A 14,613-nucleotide genomic window follows, 5' to 3' on the forward strand; every position below is an offset into this window, starting at 1 on the left:
GGGGGGTGCGCGGGGGGGGGCGGGGGGGGGGGGGGGGGGGGGGGGGGGGGGGGGGGGCGGGGCCCGGGGCGGCCGGCCCCCCCCCCCCCCCCCCCCCCGCGCCGCCGTGCGGGGCCGGTGCCGCACGGGCCATCATCACGGAGGTCGCAAGGCCGAACGGCACCGCTGTGACCTGGCGTTGATGAGCCGTTGATCGAACGTTTTTCATCGAACGGCACGATCCTCGCCATGCAGACCGACACAGATACCGAAACCGACGCCTCGCCCGACATCGACTGGCAGGACCAGGCGTTGTGCGCGCAGACCGGGGCCGAGTTCTTCTTTCCCGAGCCGGGCAGCTCGGTCCGGGAGGCGAAGCGCATCTGCGGAATGTGCGCGATGCGCCCCGCCTGCCTCGACTACGCCCTCGACAACGACGAGCGGTTCGGCGTCTGGGGCGGCCTCTCCGAGAAGGAACGGCTCAGCCTCCGGCGCGCGGAACGCAACTGACCGACCACCGCATCAGGGCGTACCCCCGGCCCGATGCCCACCCTCGGATCGGAAATCGGCCCGCGCCGCGCGGCCCCGACAGGCACGATCCCCGGCACGACCCGCAGCCCGCAACAGCACGCCGAGAGTTGGCTGAACGCGCTCGAGCCCCTCGCCCATCCGCGGCGCATGCGCCGAGTGCTTCCTTGGGCAAGAAACTTTGATGTGAACTCGCCGTGTGGGTACGGGAGACGGATCAGCCGCGGCCGGTGCCGGAAACACTCGAGACCCGCGGCCCCTACGCACGCGGGATCGCCGTCGTCGCCGCGTCCGTCGGCCGGACACCGAGTGGATCGCGGACCGAATGGCCGACCCGGACGCGTTCGTACGCGGACACGCGCCGCGCGTCGCCGAGAGCCTTCACGTGCCCGACTCCGCCTTCGAGTCGGCGCTTCACGACGCCCCGGAGGCGTTTACGCCGAGAACTGCCGCGCGCCATCGTCGCGGGGCGGCGAACCACGCTCGCCGACCATCCGGTGGACACCCTGCGCCAGAACTGGGGCGACGCGGAAGCCGCACGGCTGCTGCCCGACTGCACGCCGGGACAGTCGCACGCTCGCTGCCCGAACTCTTCCACGCCGTCACCCGCTGGAAAACACTCGGCAGACGCCATCCGGCCCTTTTCTCCACGCCGCCGAGCGGGAGTTGAGCGCGCTGCCCCAGGCGCTGCTCGATGCGCTGCGCGACACCTGGTGGGACCGGTACACCGAAGCCGCGGTCGCGGCCGAGCCGCCCCCTTGCGCTCGGTGTCCCCAGCGCCCGGTCTGGCGGTGGGAGCCGGGTGGCAGCACCGCGCCGCCACCCGGTGGCCGGCGTGCGGGACGCGGCGTTGGACCGGATGACGGCGACGAGTGAGGTGATCTCGGTGGGTTGCCCCGAAGGGCGGCGCGGGGGTCAGCCGGCGGCGCGGGCCGCCATGCGGGCCTTGCGGGCCGCGAGCTTCGCGTCGAACTTCGAGGCCTCCGAGTCGAGACCGCCCATGTAGAGGCCGAGCTCCTCCTGCGCCTGGAGGCCCAGCGGGTTGAGGCCGTCGATCTCCAGGACCTTGAGGTGGCGCAGCACCGGCTGGAGCACGTCGTCGTGGTGGATGCGCATGTTGTAGACCTCGCCGATGGCCATCTGCGCGGCGGCCCGCTCGAAGCCGGGCATGCCGTGGCCGGGCATCCGGAAGTTGACGACGACGTCACGCACGGCCTGCATCGTCAGGTCGGGGGCGAGCTCGAACGCGGCCTTCAGGAGGTTGCGGTAGAAGACCATGTGCAGGTTCTCGTCGGTCGCGATGCGCGCCAGCATGCGGTCGCAGACCGGGTCGCCCGACTGGTGGCCGGTGTTGCGGTGCGAGACACGGGTCGCCAGCTCCTGGAAGGCGACGTACGCGACGGAGTGCAGCATCGAGTGGCGGTTGTCCGACTCGAAGCCCTCACTCATGTGCATCATCCGGAACGCCTCGAGCTGGTCGGGGTCCACGGCGCGCGAGGCGAGCAGGTAGTCGCGCATCACGATTCCGTGCCGGCCCTCCTCCGCGGTCCAGCGGTGCACCCAGGTACCCCAGGCGCCGTCACGGCCGAAGAGCGAGGCGATCTCGTGGTGGTAGCTGGGCAGGTTGTCCTCGGTGAGGAGGTTGACGACCAGCGCGATACGGCCGAGCTCGGTGACCTTGGACTGCTCCTTGCCCCAGGCCTCGCCGTCCTCGAAGAAGCCGGGGAAGTTGCGGGCGTCGCCCCACGGCACGTACTCGTGCGGCATCCAGTCCTTCGCCACCTTCAGGTGGCGGTTGAGCTCGGTCTCGACCACTTCCTCCAGCGCGTACAACAGCCGAGCGTCTGTCCAGTCGGAGGACGGGCTGGACAGGTGGGGAGAAGTGATCGTCACTGGTGCTCCAGGGGGACGGGGCGGAAACGCGAAGAATACTGAGCGGGGTTTCGCAACCTACGGCATCGTAGGCTACGTATCCGTAGGTTACGAAACCGTAGGTTAAGTAGGGTGTAAAGAGTCCCTGATCAGCAGGGGTGTGCGAGCAAGGTTCAGCCCTTTTCGGTGCCCGCCCGACCTCGTTCGGACTCGCTCAGGAGGCCCAGGTCGCGGGGCTGTACGGGTGTCCCGTTCGCGCTCATTCAGTCGTAGAGCTCCCGAAGCCGGACGGAGAGGCATGTCACACAGCCTTCGAGCTTCTCGAACTCGCTGATGTCCACGAGAACGGGTTCATGGCCGAGGTCCGCGAGCAGTTCCGCGGTCTTCGGAGCGCTGGACGCCATCAGCAGCCTTCCGCCGCCGAGGTGTACGACGTGTGCGCCGGACTCCTCCGGCACCGGCAGGAAGCGCGGGAACAGCGACGGCGTGTCCACCTCGGGGAGGTGGCCGATCACCGTCCCGTCCGGCAGTGCCGTGACCGCGGACTTCAGATGCAGCACCTTGCTCACGGGAACGGCGACGACCCGGGCCCCGAGCGGTTCGAGCACCGCCCGCAACTGCTGGATCCCGGCGGCGTTGGTGCGTCCGCCCCGGCCCGCGTACACGGTGTCGCCGACCTTCAGGATGTCGCCGCCGTCCAGGGTGCCCGGCTCCCAGATCCAGTTCACCGAGCAGCCCAGACGGGCCACGGCCTCCTCGACCCCGGCGGTCTCACCGCGCCGGGACTCGGCGCCGGGGCGGGCGATCAGCGCGACATTGCGGAAGACGACCACCGCGTCCTCGACGAACACGGAGTCCGGGCAGTCGTCCGCCGGATCCACCTCGACGGTCTCCCAGCCGTGCGTACGCAGGGCCTCCGCGTACGCCTCCCACTGCTCGACCGCGAGGTCGGCATCCACCTTCTCGCGGTCGAGGTGCGTCACCAGCCCCTCGGCTAGGCGGGGGCTGGGCCGGCGTATGAGGGCCTTCTGGCTGGGCACGTGCGGGTCTCCGAATCGGCAGGGGGCGTCGGCGCACATCATGCAGCGCCGGTCCGCGCCGGCAACAGCCCCCAAGGCCCGCGCGAGACGATCCCGGGTGCCGCGCGGGGCGGCCCCTGTGACCGAAGCTATGCGGTTCCCCGCACCGGGCGCTATGAGGGATACCCGACAGCTTCCCGCCCGATTTCTTTCAGTTCTCCTCCTTCCATGAGCAGCCAGCGCGTGATTCCCACGGATTCCAGGAACGGCAGGTCGTGGCTGGCGATGATCAGCGCTCCCTCGTACGACTCCAGGGCGGAGGTGAGCTGCCGGACGCTCGCCATGTCGAGGTTGTTCGTCGGCTCGTCGAGCATCAGGAGCTGCGGCGCGGGCTCGGCCAGCATCAGCGCGGCGAGCGCCGCGCGGAAACGTTCACCGCCGGAGAGCGTCGCCGCGAGCTGGTCGGCCTTCGCCCCCTTGAACAGGAAGCGGGCCAGCCGCGCCCGGACCCGGTTGTTGGTGGCGCCGGGAGCGAAGCGGGCCACGTTGCCCGCGACGCTCAGCCCGTCGTCGAGAACGTCCAGCCGCTGCGGGAGGAAGCGCAGCGGTACATGGGCCCGCGCCTCGCCGGACACGGCCTCCAGCTCCCCGGCGATCGTGCGCAGCAGCGTCGTCTTGCCCGCGCCGTTGCGCCCGATCAACGCGATCCGCTCGGGCCCACGCAGGTCGAAAACGCCCTCCACGCGCGCGCCGTACCGCAACTCCAGGCCCTGGAGGGTGAGTACGTCACGGCCCGGCGGCACCGCCGTGTACGGCAGGTCGACGCGGATCTCGTCGTCGTCCCGTACGGCGTCCACCGCCTCGTCGAGCCGGTCCCTGGCGTCGGCGAGCCGCTCCTCGTGCATGATCCGGTGCTTGCCCGCGGACTCCTGGGCGGCGCGTCTGCGGGCGCCCATGACGATCTTCGGCTCGCGCTTCTGCTCGAACATCTTCTGGCCGTACTTCTTGCGGCGGGCCAACTTGACCTGCGCGTCGACCAGTTCGCGCTTCTGCTTCTTCAGGTCGGCCTCGGCGACGCGCACCATGCGTTCGGCCGCGTCCTGTTCGCCGGCGAGCACCTCCTCGTACGCGGAGAAGTTGCCCCCGTACCAGGTGACCTCCCCAGAGCGCAGATCGGCGATCTGGTCGACCAGGTCGAGGAGGTCGCGGTCGTGGCTGACCACGACCATGACGCCGGACCAGGCCTCGACGGCCGCGTACAGCCGTCGGCGCGCGTACAGGTCGAGGTTGTTGGTCGGTTCGTCCAGCAGGAGTACGTCGGGACGGCGCAGCAGGAGAGCGGCCAGGCGCAGCAGCACCGACTCGCCGCCCGAGACCTCGCCGATGGTGCGGTCCAGGCCGATGCGGCCGAGCCCGAGTTCGCCGAGTGTCGCGAGCGCCCGCTCCTCGACGTCCCAGTCGTCGCCCACGACGTCGAAGTGTTCCGCGGCCGCGTCGCCCGCCTCGATGGCGTGCAACGCGACGCGCGTGGCGGCGATGCCGAGCGCTTCGTCGACCCGCAGACCGGTGTCGAGCGTGACGCTCTGCGGCAGGTAGCCGACCTCGCCGGCCACGCGGACGGTGCCGTCGGCCGGGGTGAGTTCGTGGGCGATCAGTTTCAGCAGGGTTGATTTTCCGGATCCGTTGACGCCGACGAGCCCGGTCCTGCCGGGTCCGAAGGCGACCTGGAGGTCGTCGAAGACGGCGGTGCCGTCCGGCCAGGCGAAGGAGACGGCGGTGCAGGTGACAGCGGTGGGGGTGGTTGACAAGGAGGCCTCGCGGTTTGCCGGGTGCGGTCAGGGGCACGTGTGGGAGGCACCGCGAGGTGACGACGACGAAGGTACGAGGCGGATCAAGGCCCGAGGACGGACGCGGTTCCGAGGACGGATGCAGGTCCGAGGACGGGTCCGGTTCCGAGGGCGGCGAAAAGGCCCTGTACCGGAGGACGGCTCGTACGCCGAGGTCGCACGCTGCGCACACGGGAGCCAGGAAGAACTGGCTGTGTGTGACGCGGTGACTCAGACCTCAGACGAGCAACGTCCTTCTCCAATCGGCGGCAACAGGACCACCTCACACGGTAGGAGCGGTCCTGACCTCTGTCAAAGGAATTAGCGTGGCCCTCAGACGACACGAAGGAGACCCCGTGCCCGACGGCTCGCTCTCGTTGCCCGCCAGGCTCTATCTGCTCTCCTGGGACACGGCGAAGCTCAAGGTCACCGGCGCGACCCATCTCCACCACCTGGTGCGCGCCGGAGCCCTCACGGAGCTCGCGCAGCGCGGACTGCTCTCCGACGTCGAGGGCATCGCCACCCCTGTCGACCCGGACGCACACACCGGCGACCTCGTCCTCGACGGCCTTCTGGAACTCATCGAGGAGTCCCGGCCGCGGAAGTGGAAGGCCTGGGTGACCCTGCGGGCCCGCGTCACCCTGGACGCCGTACGCGCGCAGCTCGCGGCCGAGGGATATCTGCGGGCGGAGAAGAAGCGGGTGCTGGGGCTGTTCCCGTCCGTGGAGTACGAGCTGGACCGGGTGTCCGCCGTGGACGCACTGCGCGAGGACGCGCGCCGGGTGCTGGCGGGCCCCGAGCCCGTCGCCGACGTCTCCGAGCGTGCCGCCGCCGTCGTCGCCCTCGCGGCCGCGGCCGAGCTCCGCACCCTCATGTCCGGCAAGGACCGCAAACTCCACAAGGACCGCATCGAACGGCTGACCGAACGCAGCGGTGCGGCGGCCCCGGCCCTGAAGAAGGTCATCCAGGAGGTACGCACGGCGATGATCGTGGTGGTGACCACGGGGGCGGCGACGGGGGCGGCGCCGAGCGGCTGACGGACCGGCCGCGGGAGGCCCGGCCCCTCGGCCGACAGCACGTACATGTCGGATTTCCGCCAGCCCCTGCCCTCACCCGGTGGTTGGCTCGGCCCATGACGAACCCGCAGCTCCACACCCTCCGCGAAACCGCCCAGGCTTTCAGGGCCCTGCATGTACCGGGCAGTCCGCTCGTTCTTCCGAACGTCTGGGACACGGCGAGTGCCCGGATCGTCGAGGAGGCGGGGGCGGCCGCGGTGGCGACGACCAGCGCGGGAGTGGCCTGGGAGCTGGGGACGGCGGACGGGGACCGGCTGGACCGGGGGCAGGCCGTCGGCGCGGTGGAGCGGATCGCCGCGGCGGTCCGGGTCCCGGTCAGCGCTGATGTCGAGAGCGGTTACGGGGAGGACGCCGAGGGCGTCGCGGACACGATCCGGGCGGTGCTGGCGGCGGGCGCGGTGGGTGTGAACATCGAGGACGCGCGGTACGGCGACGGGGGCGGCGAGCCGTTGCGTCCGATCGCCGAGCAGGCCGAGCGCATCGCCGCGGCTCGCGCGGCGGCCGACGAGGCCGGGGTGCCGTTGTTCGTGAACGCCCGCGTCGACACCTATCTGCGGGGCGCGGGGAAGACCGAGGAGACCTTGGAGCGGGCCGGCGCCTTCCTGGCGGCCGGAGCCGACGGCGTCTTCGTACCCGGGGTCGTCGATCCGGTGACCGTCAGGGCTCTCGCCGAGGGCATCGAGGGCCCGCTGAACGTGATGGTGGGACCCGGGGCGCCGTCCGTCGCCGAACTGGCCGCGCTCGGAGTGGCCCGGATCAGCGCGGGCTCGGGCATCGCGCAGGCCGCGCACGCCATGGTCCGTCGCGCCGCGCGGGAGCTGCTGGGCACGGGAACCTACGACTCGCCGGCCGGAGGACTCGACTACGCCGAACTCAACACCCTGATGAGCGGCGGTCGATGAGGGCGGTCGGAAGCCGGTTCAGCAGGGGCCGCGCATGAGCTCCGCGAGGTCGTGGTCCAGGTCGATCTGGAGGTGCTCGAGCCCGGTGGGCACGAGGTCCGTCGTGCGGCCCAGGAACCTCCGCACCTCACCCGAGCGCACGTGTACCACCGCGGTGCCCTCGGGTGCGTGGAACTCGAGAACGGTGCGGTCGTAGCCGTACGGACGCACCCGTACGTCCCCGTAGCCCACCGAGTCCTCCAGACCGGCCACGAGCAGCTCGCGGGCGAACGTCCAGCACACCTCCACGCCTTCCAGCGTCGCCGGGGCGGGGAACGTCATGCGGACGGCGAAGGGATCGCCTCGGTCGTAGTGCAGAGTTGCGGGAATGCTCGGCATCCGCGGCGCGGCGGCGACGAGGCGGGCCTCTACGGGCTGCTCGATGACGATGGACAACGCCTTGCTCCCTTGTGAAGGCTGAACGAACTCCGGGCGGATGAGGCCGGTCAGTAGAAGAGACGACGGAACGAGCCAACGGGTGTACACGAAACCCAAGTGACCTGTGTCACCGCTTTCAGACGTTCTGGTGATCGATCTCCTGTCCTGCCGACCCGGGACATGGGATCCGCGGTCCCCGGACAACCGTGAGGACACTCGGTCGGGGTCCCGGGGTTCCCGGAGCAGGCCATCTGGACGCCATTGGGGGAGTGGGCTAGCTTCGCCCGCCATGAGGCGCTTGGGAAAGACGCGACGGACGGTACGTACGAGTCGGATGGTCGCCGTGGGACTGTGCGCGGGAGCGCTGGCCGCCGCGCTGACAGCGCCCGCACAGGCTCAGGGGGCGGCCCAGGGGACGGGCAGGGCGCCCCACTGGGAACTGAAGGACAGCGGCACCGACGTACGCTTCCGCGGGCTGTCGGCCGTCAGCAGGAACACCGCCTGGCTGGCCGGTTCGGCCGGCACCGTGCTGCGTACCGGCGACGGCGGCGCGACCTGGCGAAACGTCTCGCCGCCCGGCGCCCAGGACCTCCAGTTCCGCGACATCGAGGCCTTCGACGCGCGGCGCGCCGTGGTCCTGGCCATCGGCGAGGGGGAGGCCTCCCGGGTGTTCAGGACCGACGACGGCGGGGCGACCTGGACCGAGTCGTTCCGCAACACCGACGCCAGGGCCTTCTACGACTGCCTCACCTTCTTCGACAGCCGGCACGGCCTGGCGATGAGCGACCCGGTGGACGGCAGGTTCCGCATCCTGTCCACCAGCGACGGCGGGCGCTCCTGGAAGGTGCTGCCGGACGCCGGTATGCCCGAGGCCCAGGCCGGCGAGGCGGGCTTCGCGGCCGGCGGACAGTGTCTCGTGAGCTCCGGGCCGCGTGACGTGTGGCTGGCCACCGGCGGGGCGGCACGCGCGCGCGTGCTGCACTCCGCCGACCGGGGCCTGACCTGGACCGCCACCGACACGCCCATTCCGGCCGGCGACCCGGCGCGCGGCGTCTTCGCCCTCGCCTTCCGCGACCGCACCCACGGCCTGGCGGTCGGCGGCGACTACCGCCCCGAGCAGGCCTCCCCGCGGGGGGCGGCGCGCACCTCCGACGGCGGCCGCACCTGGACGCCCGCCGCGCAGCCGCCGCCGGCCTACCGCTCCGGTGTCACCTGGTTGCCGTACAGCCGTACCTCCGCGCTCGCGGTCGGGCCCACCGGCACCGACCTGACGAGCGACGGCGGCCGCACCTGGCGCACGCTGGACACCGGCTCGTACGACACCGTGGACTGCGCCCCCGACCTCGGCTGCTGGGCATCCGGCGAGCAGGGCCGGGTGGCCCGCCTCGAGCGGTGACGGGTGCTGTGTCCGCCCGGAAGCGGGGTACTCGTGCCGGGTACGGCAGTGCGAGTGACTGACCCGACGCCCGAAAGCGAGTGATCAGCGATGCCACGCGGTTCGAGCCCCAAGCGGGAACGCCAGTACGAACACATCAAGGAGAGCGTCCGCGACCGCGGCGAGAGCGAGAAGCGCGCCGAGGAGATCGCCGCCCGCACGGTCAACAAGGAACGCGCCCGCTCGGGCGAGTCGAAGACCGCGAGCCGGACGTCCACCGAGGACATGTCGTCGGCCAGGCGCGGCGGTCAGCGCTCGCACAAGGGCGCCCAGGGGCCCACGTACGACCAGTTGTACGCGGAGGCCAGGCGGCGCGGCATCCACGGCCGCTCGGACATGAACAAGCAGCAGCTGCGGAACGCTCTCGGCGACAAGGACTGACCACGGGGCGGCAGGGCGGAGCACGCGTCCCCCTGTCCGGTCGGCCCGCTCCCTGGTCGTACGCTCGTGCCCACCATGACGACCGTACGGATCCCCGCGGGCTGGCCCGCCACCGAAGAGCAGGCACGCGCCGTGCAGGACGAGTTGCGGGGCCGGGTGGTCCTGGGCGAACCGGGACCGCTGCCCGGCACCGGCCGGGTGACCGGGGTCGACGTGGCCTACGACGACGAGCGGGACGTCGTCGCGGCCGCGGCCGTGGTGCTCGACGCGGCGACGCTCGACGTCGTCGCGGAGGCCACCGCCGTCGGCCCGGTCTCCTTCCCGTACGTCCCCGGACTGCTCGCCTTCCGCGAGATCCCGACGGTCATGGCCGCGCTCGACGCCCTGCCCTGCGCGCCGGGCCTGGTCGTCTGCGACGGCTACGGCGTGGCCCACCCGCGCCGCTTCGGCCTCGCCAGCCACCTCGGCGTACTCACCGGGCTGCCCACGATCGGGGTCGCCAAGAACCCGTTCACCTTCTCGTACGAGGAGCCGGGCGCCCGGCGCGGCAGCGCGGCCCCGCTCCTCGCGGACCAGGACGAGGTGGGCCGCGCCCTGCGCACCCAGCACGGCGTGAAGCCGGTGTTCGTCTCGGTCGGACACCGCGTGAGCCTCGACAACGCGTGCGCGCACACGCTCGCCCTCACCCCGAAGTTCCGCCTGCCGGAGTCCACCCGGCGCGCCGACTCCCTCTGCCGAAAAGCGCTGCGCGAGGCAACCCCCTGAAGGGTCCCCGCCGTTGACGGCGCACGTGGACTGAGCTTAGCCAGCCGAGGCCGGGAACAGCCAGAGCGGGCTCGTCAGCACTTGCGAGGGCGCCCTATGCCGCCACTGAAGCTAACGACCGGTGCCGAATCGCGGTTCGCCTACCACGCCGCGCCGGTAGGCGACCACCAGGCGATGCTCAGGCGTTGTTGGTCGCCAGAATGTCGGTGTCGTAGTGCTTGGCGTACCCGTTCTCGACGCCCACGAGGATTTCGACGATCTCGAAGTAGTGGTCCCAGAACGGCGTCTCGCGCAACGCCTCGATGACCAACTGGAAAGCCTCGTGATCGCGTGCCTCCCAGACCCAGATGTCCGTAACGCGGGCCGTGTAGAACTCGGTGTCATAGTAGCGCCAACGTACGTCCTCGGCCTTGTCCTTGATGGCGGGCAGAACGCTTTCCTGGAAGGCGGCGACGCGCTCCGGCACGGACAGCTCCAACCAGGCGCGATTGGTCTTGAGGAGGATGAACGCTGTTACGGCGGGCTCGAAGTCGGACATGGAAGATCTCCTCGCATGCTGCTGGATGGTGGTCACGATGCGGTGCCGTAGGCCCCGCTCAGGATGTCCTCGAGCAGGCCGGGCCGGTCCGATTCCAGTCGGGAAGCTCGCGCGTGCGGGTGCCCGTGGCCCCACCAGTTTCGGTTCACCGTGTGTCGAAACCGTAGAATGTTTCGGTGCACGGTGTCTAGTTATTCGGCGGGGCAATAACCAGTCACGCTGTCTCGCTAACATGGCGGGATGATCGAGGCGAAGGGCCGCGGCGGCCGGCCCCGCAGCGAGCAGGCCCGCGAGGCCGTCCTGTACGCCGTCGACGACCTGCTGCTCGAGGTCGGCTACGCGGCCCTGACCATGAAGGGCATCGCCATGCGGGCGGGCGTCGGGCGGCAGACGGTCTACCGCTGGTGGTCGACGAAGGCGGAAATCCTCTTCGAGGCATGCGTGGACGACGCCGAGGAGGAACTCGCCGTCGCGCCGTCGCGTACCCCGCTCGCCGAGATCACGTCCTACCTCGACGCGCTGGTGCGCTTCCTCGCCCACTCACCGGCCGGAGCCGGCTACCGCGCCCTGCTCGCCGCCGCGCAGCACGATCCGGCGGTGAAACAGTTGATCGCGACCAAGGACGTTCTCAGCGCCAGCGCGAGTGCCGTCCTGAATCGCATCGCCCCGGCCCGGCCGGCCGGCGATCAAGCAATCGGCCGGCTGATCGGACCGGCCTTCTTCTGGATCATGAGCGGGCGCGACCCGGCGCAGCTCGACACGCACGAGCTGGCACGAAGCTTCCTCCATGACCTCGGATCTGAGGAATCCTGAAGGTGAGCCCGCCAGGCCGCTCCCGGCCACGCACCGGCGGCTGTCATCGGTGTTTCTGAATTGACGTCGACACACAGTTCCTGCCGTCAACAGGCGGCTACGGCAATGGGCGTGTCCACATGACTCACCACCAGGCACGGAACGGTTGCTGGTTCGGACGATCGACGAAGTCGCTTTTCGCCAAGACTCGGCAGGGCTTCAAGAACGGATTCCGTACCGCGCGGATTCCAGAGCCACCGCACGCCAACTGCCGGACCCTCGGAAGCTGAAGAATCCGCCTCGTACCAGTGGGTGCGGCGGCGACATTCCTGGAAGTGCAGGCGCGATTCTGCCCTACTCCAGCCCGCGCTTGCCCGGTGCCCAGAACGGCTTGGTGAGTACCGCCCGTCGGTCCCAGCCGGCCTCTCGCACGAGCACCTGCCGCACGTGCTGCACGGTCCGCGCCTCCCCGGCGACGTACGCGATCCCGCCTGACTCAGGGGCGAGGCGCCGCACCGCATCCGGGAGCGAAGTGCCACTCCTGATGATCCAATTGAGGCGGTCCGAGTACGGCAGGGGGAGCCGGTCGGCAGCCGTCTCCGTTTCGATGCAGCCGGAGATTCGCGCCCCGTCAGGCAGTGCGCCCAGCATCGCGCCGAAGGTGACCGAGGCCGTCTCCTCCCCGACGAACACGTGGTGCGCGGCGTCGGGCCGCAGCGTGAACGTCCCTTCCGGCTTGCGCATTCGGACCCGGTCGCCGACTGTGGCGCTGCTCCCCCACCGTGCTCCGGGACCACCCCCAGGGTGATCCAGTACGCACAATTCGACGGCGCCCTCCGGGTCGTAGCGCCAGATCGAGTACGTGCGCAGAGTCAGCCCGTCGCCGACCAGGACCTTCACCTGCTGTCCGGGGCGGACGGTCAGTCCGGACAGGGCCTCGCCCTCGATGCGCAGGCGACGGAGTCGGGCGGCGACAGGTTCGGTCTCGGTGACCGTGCCCTGAAGCGTCAGCAGGTCCAGGAGGGGGGAGAGCAGGGCAGCCATAGGACTCCTCGGAAACTCGTCGGTGCGGTGGGGCGCTGAAGGCCAACATCCAACCGAACGCGACACTATCGCGTTCCGTTCAGAACGCGATAGTGCTTGTCTTTGCGTGTGCCCGCGTTCGGCTACGCCGGGCTCCTTCGGCGCCGAGATCAGTAGGCCGACTTCGCGAAGGTCGGGGCCCTGGCGCATGCGGAGCCGCGACGGGCAGTCGGGGCCCTGCCGGTGACGGCGACAACGGGGGTTGCGCCGCCCCCCCGCCCGATGCGCTTGGACCAGATCCAGCTCCGCCTGGTGCGCGGGGAGGGCACTGACCCGGCCGGACCGGCATGGACAGGCGAGCGCCGACCAATCTCGGCAACAGCCCAACTCGCTGCCCCCGGGCCCGATTACTGCGCTGTAGCCAGCCCGGGTTGGCGTTGGCGACTCTGCCGCTGATCAGAATTTCCCAGGACCAGGAACAGGCCGTTCGGCGTCGCCGGGACGGCGCCGAGTTGCGGCGGATGGTCTGCCGCCGCGGGAAGCCGCGCTTCTTGCGATGGGATGCCTGGTCGGCTTTGTCCGGGACAGTGCAGCGGATTCCGCGTCGTCACAGGTAGGCGCGGTTTTTGCGGGAGGCATAAGCCGGGTCGGCGTGGACTCGGGTGGGTCGGGTCCGCAGCCGTCCTGCATCCGGGCGGGCGACGCGGATCTTCTTCAGGACCGGCTCGAACTGCTGAGAATCGCCCCGCTGCCCGGCCGTGATCACGATGGACATCGGCTTCTGGCCCTGCTCGACGGCCAGGTGCAGCTTGGTCGTCAGACCGCCGCGCGAGCGGCCGAGGCCGTGGTCGTCCGGTTCGACGCCGATCCCGCCAAACGGCTCCTTCTGCAGATCCCCCTTTTCCGCGCCCCGGCGGCGTGCTGGTGGGCCCGGCCGACTGTGCAGTCGATTTGAGGTCCCAGGTGATGAGGTTCTTGGCGTCGGCCTGCGCCTGCAGTGCTGCGAAGATCCGCTGCCAGGTGCCGTCCCGCTGGCAGCGCCGGAACAGGTCATAGACCCGGCCCCACGGCCCATAGCGTTCGGGCACGTCCCGCCACGGGACGCCCGTGTGGGTACGGAACCGTATGCCGTCGATCAACTGCCGCCGCGTCCACACCGGTGGACGCCCCGGCTTCTTGCCCTGGGGTAACAGCGGTTCCAGGCGGGCCCACTGCACATGCGTCAGATCTCCAGCTCCAGCCACAGACCTGACCGCGGCAGGTCACGGGATCCGGCCCGCCTTGGTCAGGACGTCTCGGGCCGTGCTGCCGTCCCGGCCGGGTCCGCCGCATACACCGGCGCCTCGGCCGGGGCGGGCAGGGCGTGAGCTGGCGGTGATCACGGCCGCGTCGAGGGTCAGTGGCATGGCTGGAGCCTTGAACGCGAGCCGGCTCGCCTGCTTCCTGCTGGGTCTGTCTCAGGTCTTCTTCGTCGCTGTCCGTTTCTTACCGGGGGACGTGCGGCTGCGCGCTGGGGTAGCGGGCTTGGCTTTTCGAGGTGTGGTGTCCTGCGTCGCGGTGCCCGCTCGCGACGATCGTGCTCGGGGTGACGTCGTCCATTTGAGCTCGATTTCCAGTTCGATCTCTCCATCGCCGACCTCGACCTCTATCTCGCTGCGAAGGTCGTCGGGTATCCGAAGGTTCAGCCGTCCGGAGCCGAGCTCCAGTTCGGCCTCTTCTCCATCCCGCAGAGCGGTGGCGAGTGCCGTGAGCTGGTCAGCGGCCTCCTGGCGGGACAGGGAGCGCTTCTGCTCGAACTTGAGGTCTCTCATCGTGTCTCCGATCCGTGTACGGCTTGGCTGCCGGTCTGCCCCGCACAGCCACAGGGGAGGCCAGTCGGAATACCTCCCATCTTGCTCATCCGGGCTCGCCGCGCACGTCGGGCCGGCCGCGGCGCCTGTGGGCCGCCGCACGGTCACCCACAGAGCACGGCACCGGGACCTGCTCGCAGGCCGGACGCAGGGCGATCCCCACACCCCGCCAGGGGTGAAGAGCCCCGCGGCGGGGCGGATCCACGGTGC

16 protein-coding genes and 1 pseudogene are annotated in these 14,613 nt (G+C 70.6%); 7 read left to right on the forward strand and 10 right to left on the reverse strand.

Features of this window, described 5'->3' with window-relative positions:
- Positions 1–228 precede the first annotated feature (228 nt).
- Complete coding sequence (locus ACIBLC_RS04245) at positions 229–489, forward strand: WhiB family transcriptional regulator (RefSeq protein ID WP_399209091.1); 261 nt, start codon at positions 229–231, stop codon at positions 487–489.
- A 933-nt stretch (positions 490–1,422) separates the two neighbouring features.
- On the opposite strand, the gene ACIBLC_RS04250 is transcribed toward ACIBLC_RS04245, so the two are convergent.
- From ACIBLC_RS04250 to ACIBLC_RS04260, 3 genes are all read right to left on the reverse strand, one after another.
- A complete protein-coding gene (locus tag ACIBLC_RS04250) occupies positions 1,423–2,400 on the reverse strand; it encodes an acyl-ACP desaturase (protein WP_399209092.1) in 978 nt (325 codons plus the stop codon).
- Positions 2,401–2,642: 242 nt separating this feature from the next.
- Complete coding sequence (gene ddaH / locus ACIBLC_RS04255; RefSeq protein ID WP_399209093.1) at positions 2,643–3,419, reverse strand: dimethylargininase; 777 nt, start codon at positions 3,417–3,419, stop codon at positions 2,643–2,645.
- Positions 3,420–3,571: 152 nt separating this feature from the next.
- Positions 3,572–5,206 carry an ABC-F family ATP-binding cassette domain-containing protein gene (locus tag ACIBLC_RS04260; protein ID WP_399209094.1) on the reverse strand — a complete coding sequence of 545 codons (1,635 nt, stop codon included), beginning with the start codon at positions 5,204–5,206 and terminating at the stop codon, positions 3,572–3,574.
- 374 nt (positions 5,207–5,580) lie between these two features.
- Here ACIBLC_RS04260 and ACIBLC_RS04265 point away from each other — a divergent pair, with 374 nt between their 5' ends.
- Complete coding sequence (locus ACIBLC_RS04265; protein WP_399209095.1) at positions 5,581–6,261, forward strand: GPP34 family phosphoprotein; 681 nt, start codon at positions 5,581–5,583, stop codon at positions 6,259–6,261.
- 95 nt (positions 6,262–6,356) lie between these two features.
- On the forward strand, positions 6,357–7,202 hold the full coding sequence (locus tag ACIBLC_RS04270) for an isocitrate lyase/phosphoenolpyruvate mutase family protein (protein WP_399209096.1): 846 nt from the start codon (positions 6,357–6,359) through the stop codon (positions 7,200–7,202).
- An 18-nt stretch (positions 7,203–7,220) separates the two neighbouring features.
- On the opposite strand, the gene ACIBLC_RS04275 is transcribed toward ACIBLC_RS04270, so the two are convergent.
- The gene (locus ACIBLC_RS04275) at positions 7,221–7,637 is read right to left on the reverse strand and encodes an SsgA family sporulation/cell division regulator (protein WP_399209098.1); all 417 of its coding nucleotides are present in this window, start codon (positions 7,635–7,637) and stop codon (positions 7,221–7,223) included.
- Positions 7,638–7,953: 316 nt separating this feature from the next.
- Here ACIBLC_RS04275 and ACIBLC_RS04280 point away from each other — a divergent pair, with 316 nt between their 5' ends.
- The 3 genes from ACIBLC_RS04280 to ACIBLC_RS04290 all read left to right on the forward strand — a co-directional run bounded on the left by ACIBLC_RS04280 (position 7,954) and on the right by ACIBLC_RS04290 (position 10,200).
- The gene (locus ACIBLC_RS04280; protein WP_399209099.1) at positions 7,954–9,015 is read left to right on the forward strand and encodes a WD40/YVTN/BNR-like repeat-containing protein; all 1,062 of its coding nucleotides are present in this window, start codon (positions 7,954–7,956) and stop codon (positions 9,013–9,015) included.
- A 90-nt stretch (positions 9,016–9,105) separates the two neighbouring features.
- Positions 9,106–9,435: a plasmid stabilization protein gene (locus tag ACIBLC_RS04285; RefSeq protein WP_399209100.1), complete on the forward strand. Its 330-nt coding sequence runs from the start codon at positions 9,106–9,108 to the stop codon at positions 9,433–9,435.
- A 75-nt stretch (positions 9,436–9,510) separates the two neighbouring features.
- The gene (locus ACIBLC_RS04290; RefSeq protein ID WP_399209101.1) at positions 9,511–10,200 is read left to right on the forward strand and encodes an endonuclease V; all 690 of its coding nucleotides are present in this window, start codon (positions 9,511–9,513) and stop codon (positions 10,198–10,200) included.
- Between the two features lie 178 nt (positions 10,201–10,378).
- Here ACIBLC_RS04290 and ACIBLC_RS04295 read toward each other — a convergent pair whose 3' ends face one another.
- Positions 10,379–10,738, reverse strand: a complete 360-nt coding sequence (locus tag ACIBLC_RS04295) for a darcynin family protein (RefSeq protein ID WP_399209102.1) — start codon at positions 10,736–10,738, stop codon at positions 10,379–10,381.
- Between the two features lie 240 nt (positions 10,739–10,978).
- Between ACIBLC_RS04295 and ACIBLC_RS04300 the strand changes: the two genes are divergently transcribed.
- Positions 10,979–11,551, forward strand: a complete 573-nt coding sequence (locus ACIBLC_RS04300) for a TetR/AcrR family transcriptional regulator (protein ID WP_399209103.1) — start codon at positions 10,979–10,981, stop codon at positions 11,549–11,551.
- Positions 11,552–11,884: 333 nt separating this feature from the next.
- Here ACIBLC_RS04300 and ACIBLC_RS04305 read toward each other — a convergent pair whose 3' ends face one another.
- The 5 genes and pseudogenes from ACIBLC_RS04305 to ACIBLC_RS04325 all read right to left on the reverse strand — a co-directional run bounded on the left by ACIBLC_RS04305 (position 11,885) and on the right by ACIBLC_RS04325 (position 14,364).
- Positions 11,885–12,574, reverse strand: a complete 690-nt coding sequence (locus ACIBLC_RS04305) for a siderophore-interacting protein (protein ID WP_399209104.1) — start codon at positions 12,572–12,574, stop codon at positions 11,885–11,887.
- 586 nt (positions 12,575–13,160) lie between these two features.
- The gene (locus ACIBLC_RS04310) at positions 13,161–13,628 is read right to left on the reverse strand and encodes a transposase (protein WP_399209105.1); all 468 of its coding nucleotides are present in this window, start codon (positions 13,626–13,628) and stop codon (positions 13,161–13,163) included.
- A pseudogene (locus ACIBLC_RS04315) lies at positions 13,618–13,797 on the reverse strand (transposase); the annotation flags it as partial. The gene ACIBLC_RS04310 and the pseudogene ACIBLC_RS04315, both read right to left, overlap by 11 nt.
- Positions 13,798–13,815: 18 nt before the next feature.
- Positions 13,816–13,959, reverse strand: coding sequence for a hypothetical protein (locus ACIBLC_RS04320; RefSeq protein WP_399209106.1), 144 nt, complete (start codon positions 13,957–13,959; stop codon positions 13,816–13,818).
- A 51-nt stretch (positions 13,960–14,010) separates the two neighbouring features.
- Positions 14,011–14,364, reverse strand: a complete 354-nt coding sequence (locus tag ACIBLC_RS04325) for an amphi-Trp domain-containing protein (protein ID WP_399209107.1) — start codon at positions 14,362–14,364, stop codon at positions 14,011–14,013.
- Positions 14,365–14,613 lie beyond the last annotated feature (249 nt).

Origin of the sequence: Streptomyces sp. NPDC050535 (assembly GCF_044457665.1) — a bacterium.
Lineage (GTDB): Bacteria > Actinomycetota > Actinomycetes > Streptomycetales > Streptomycetaceae > Streptomyces.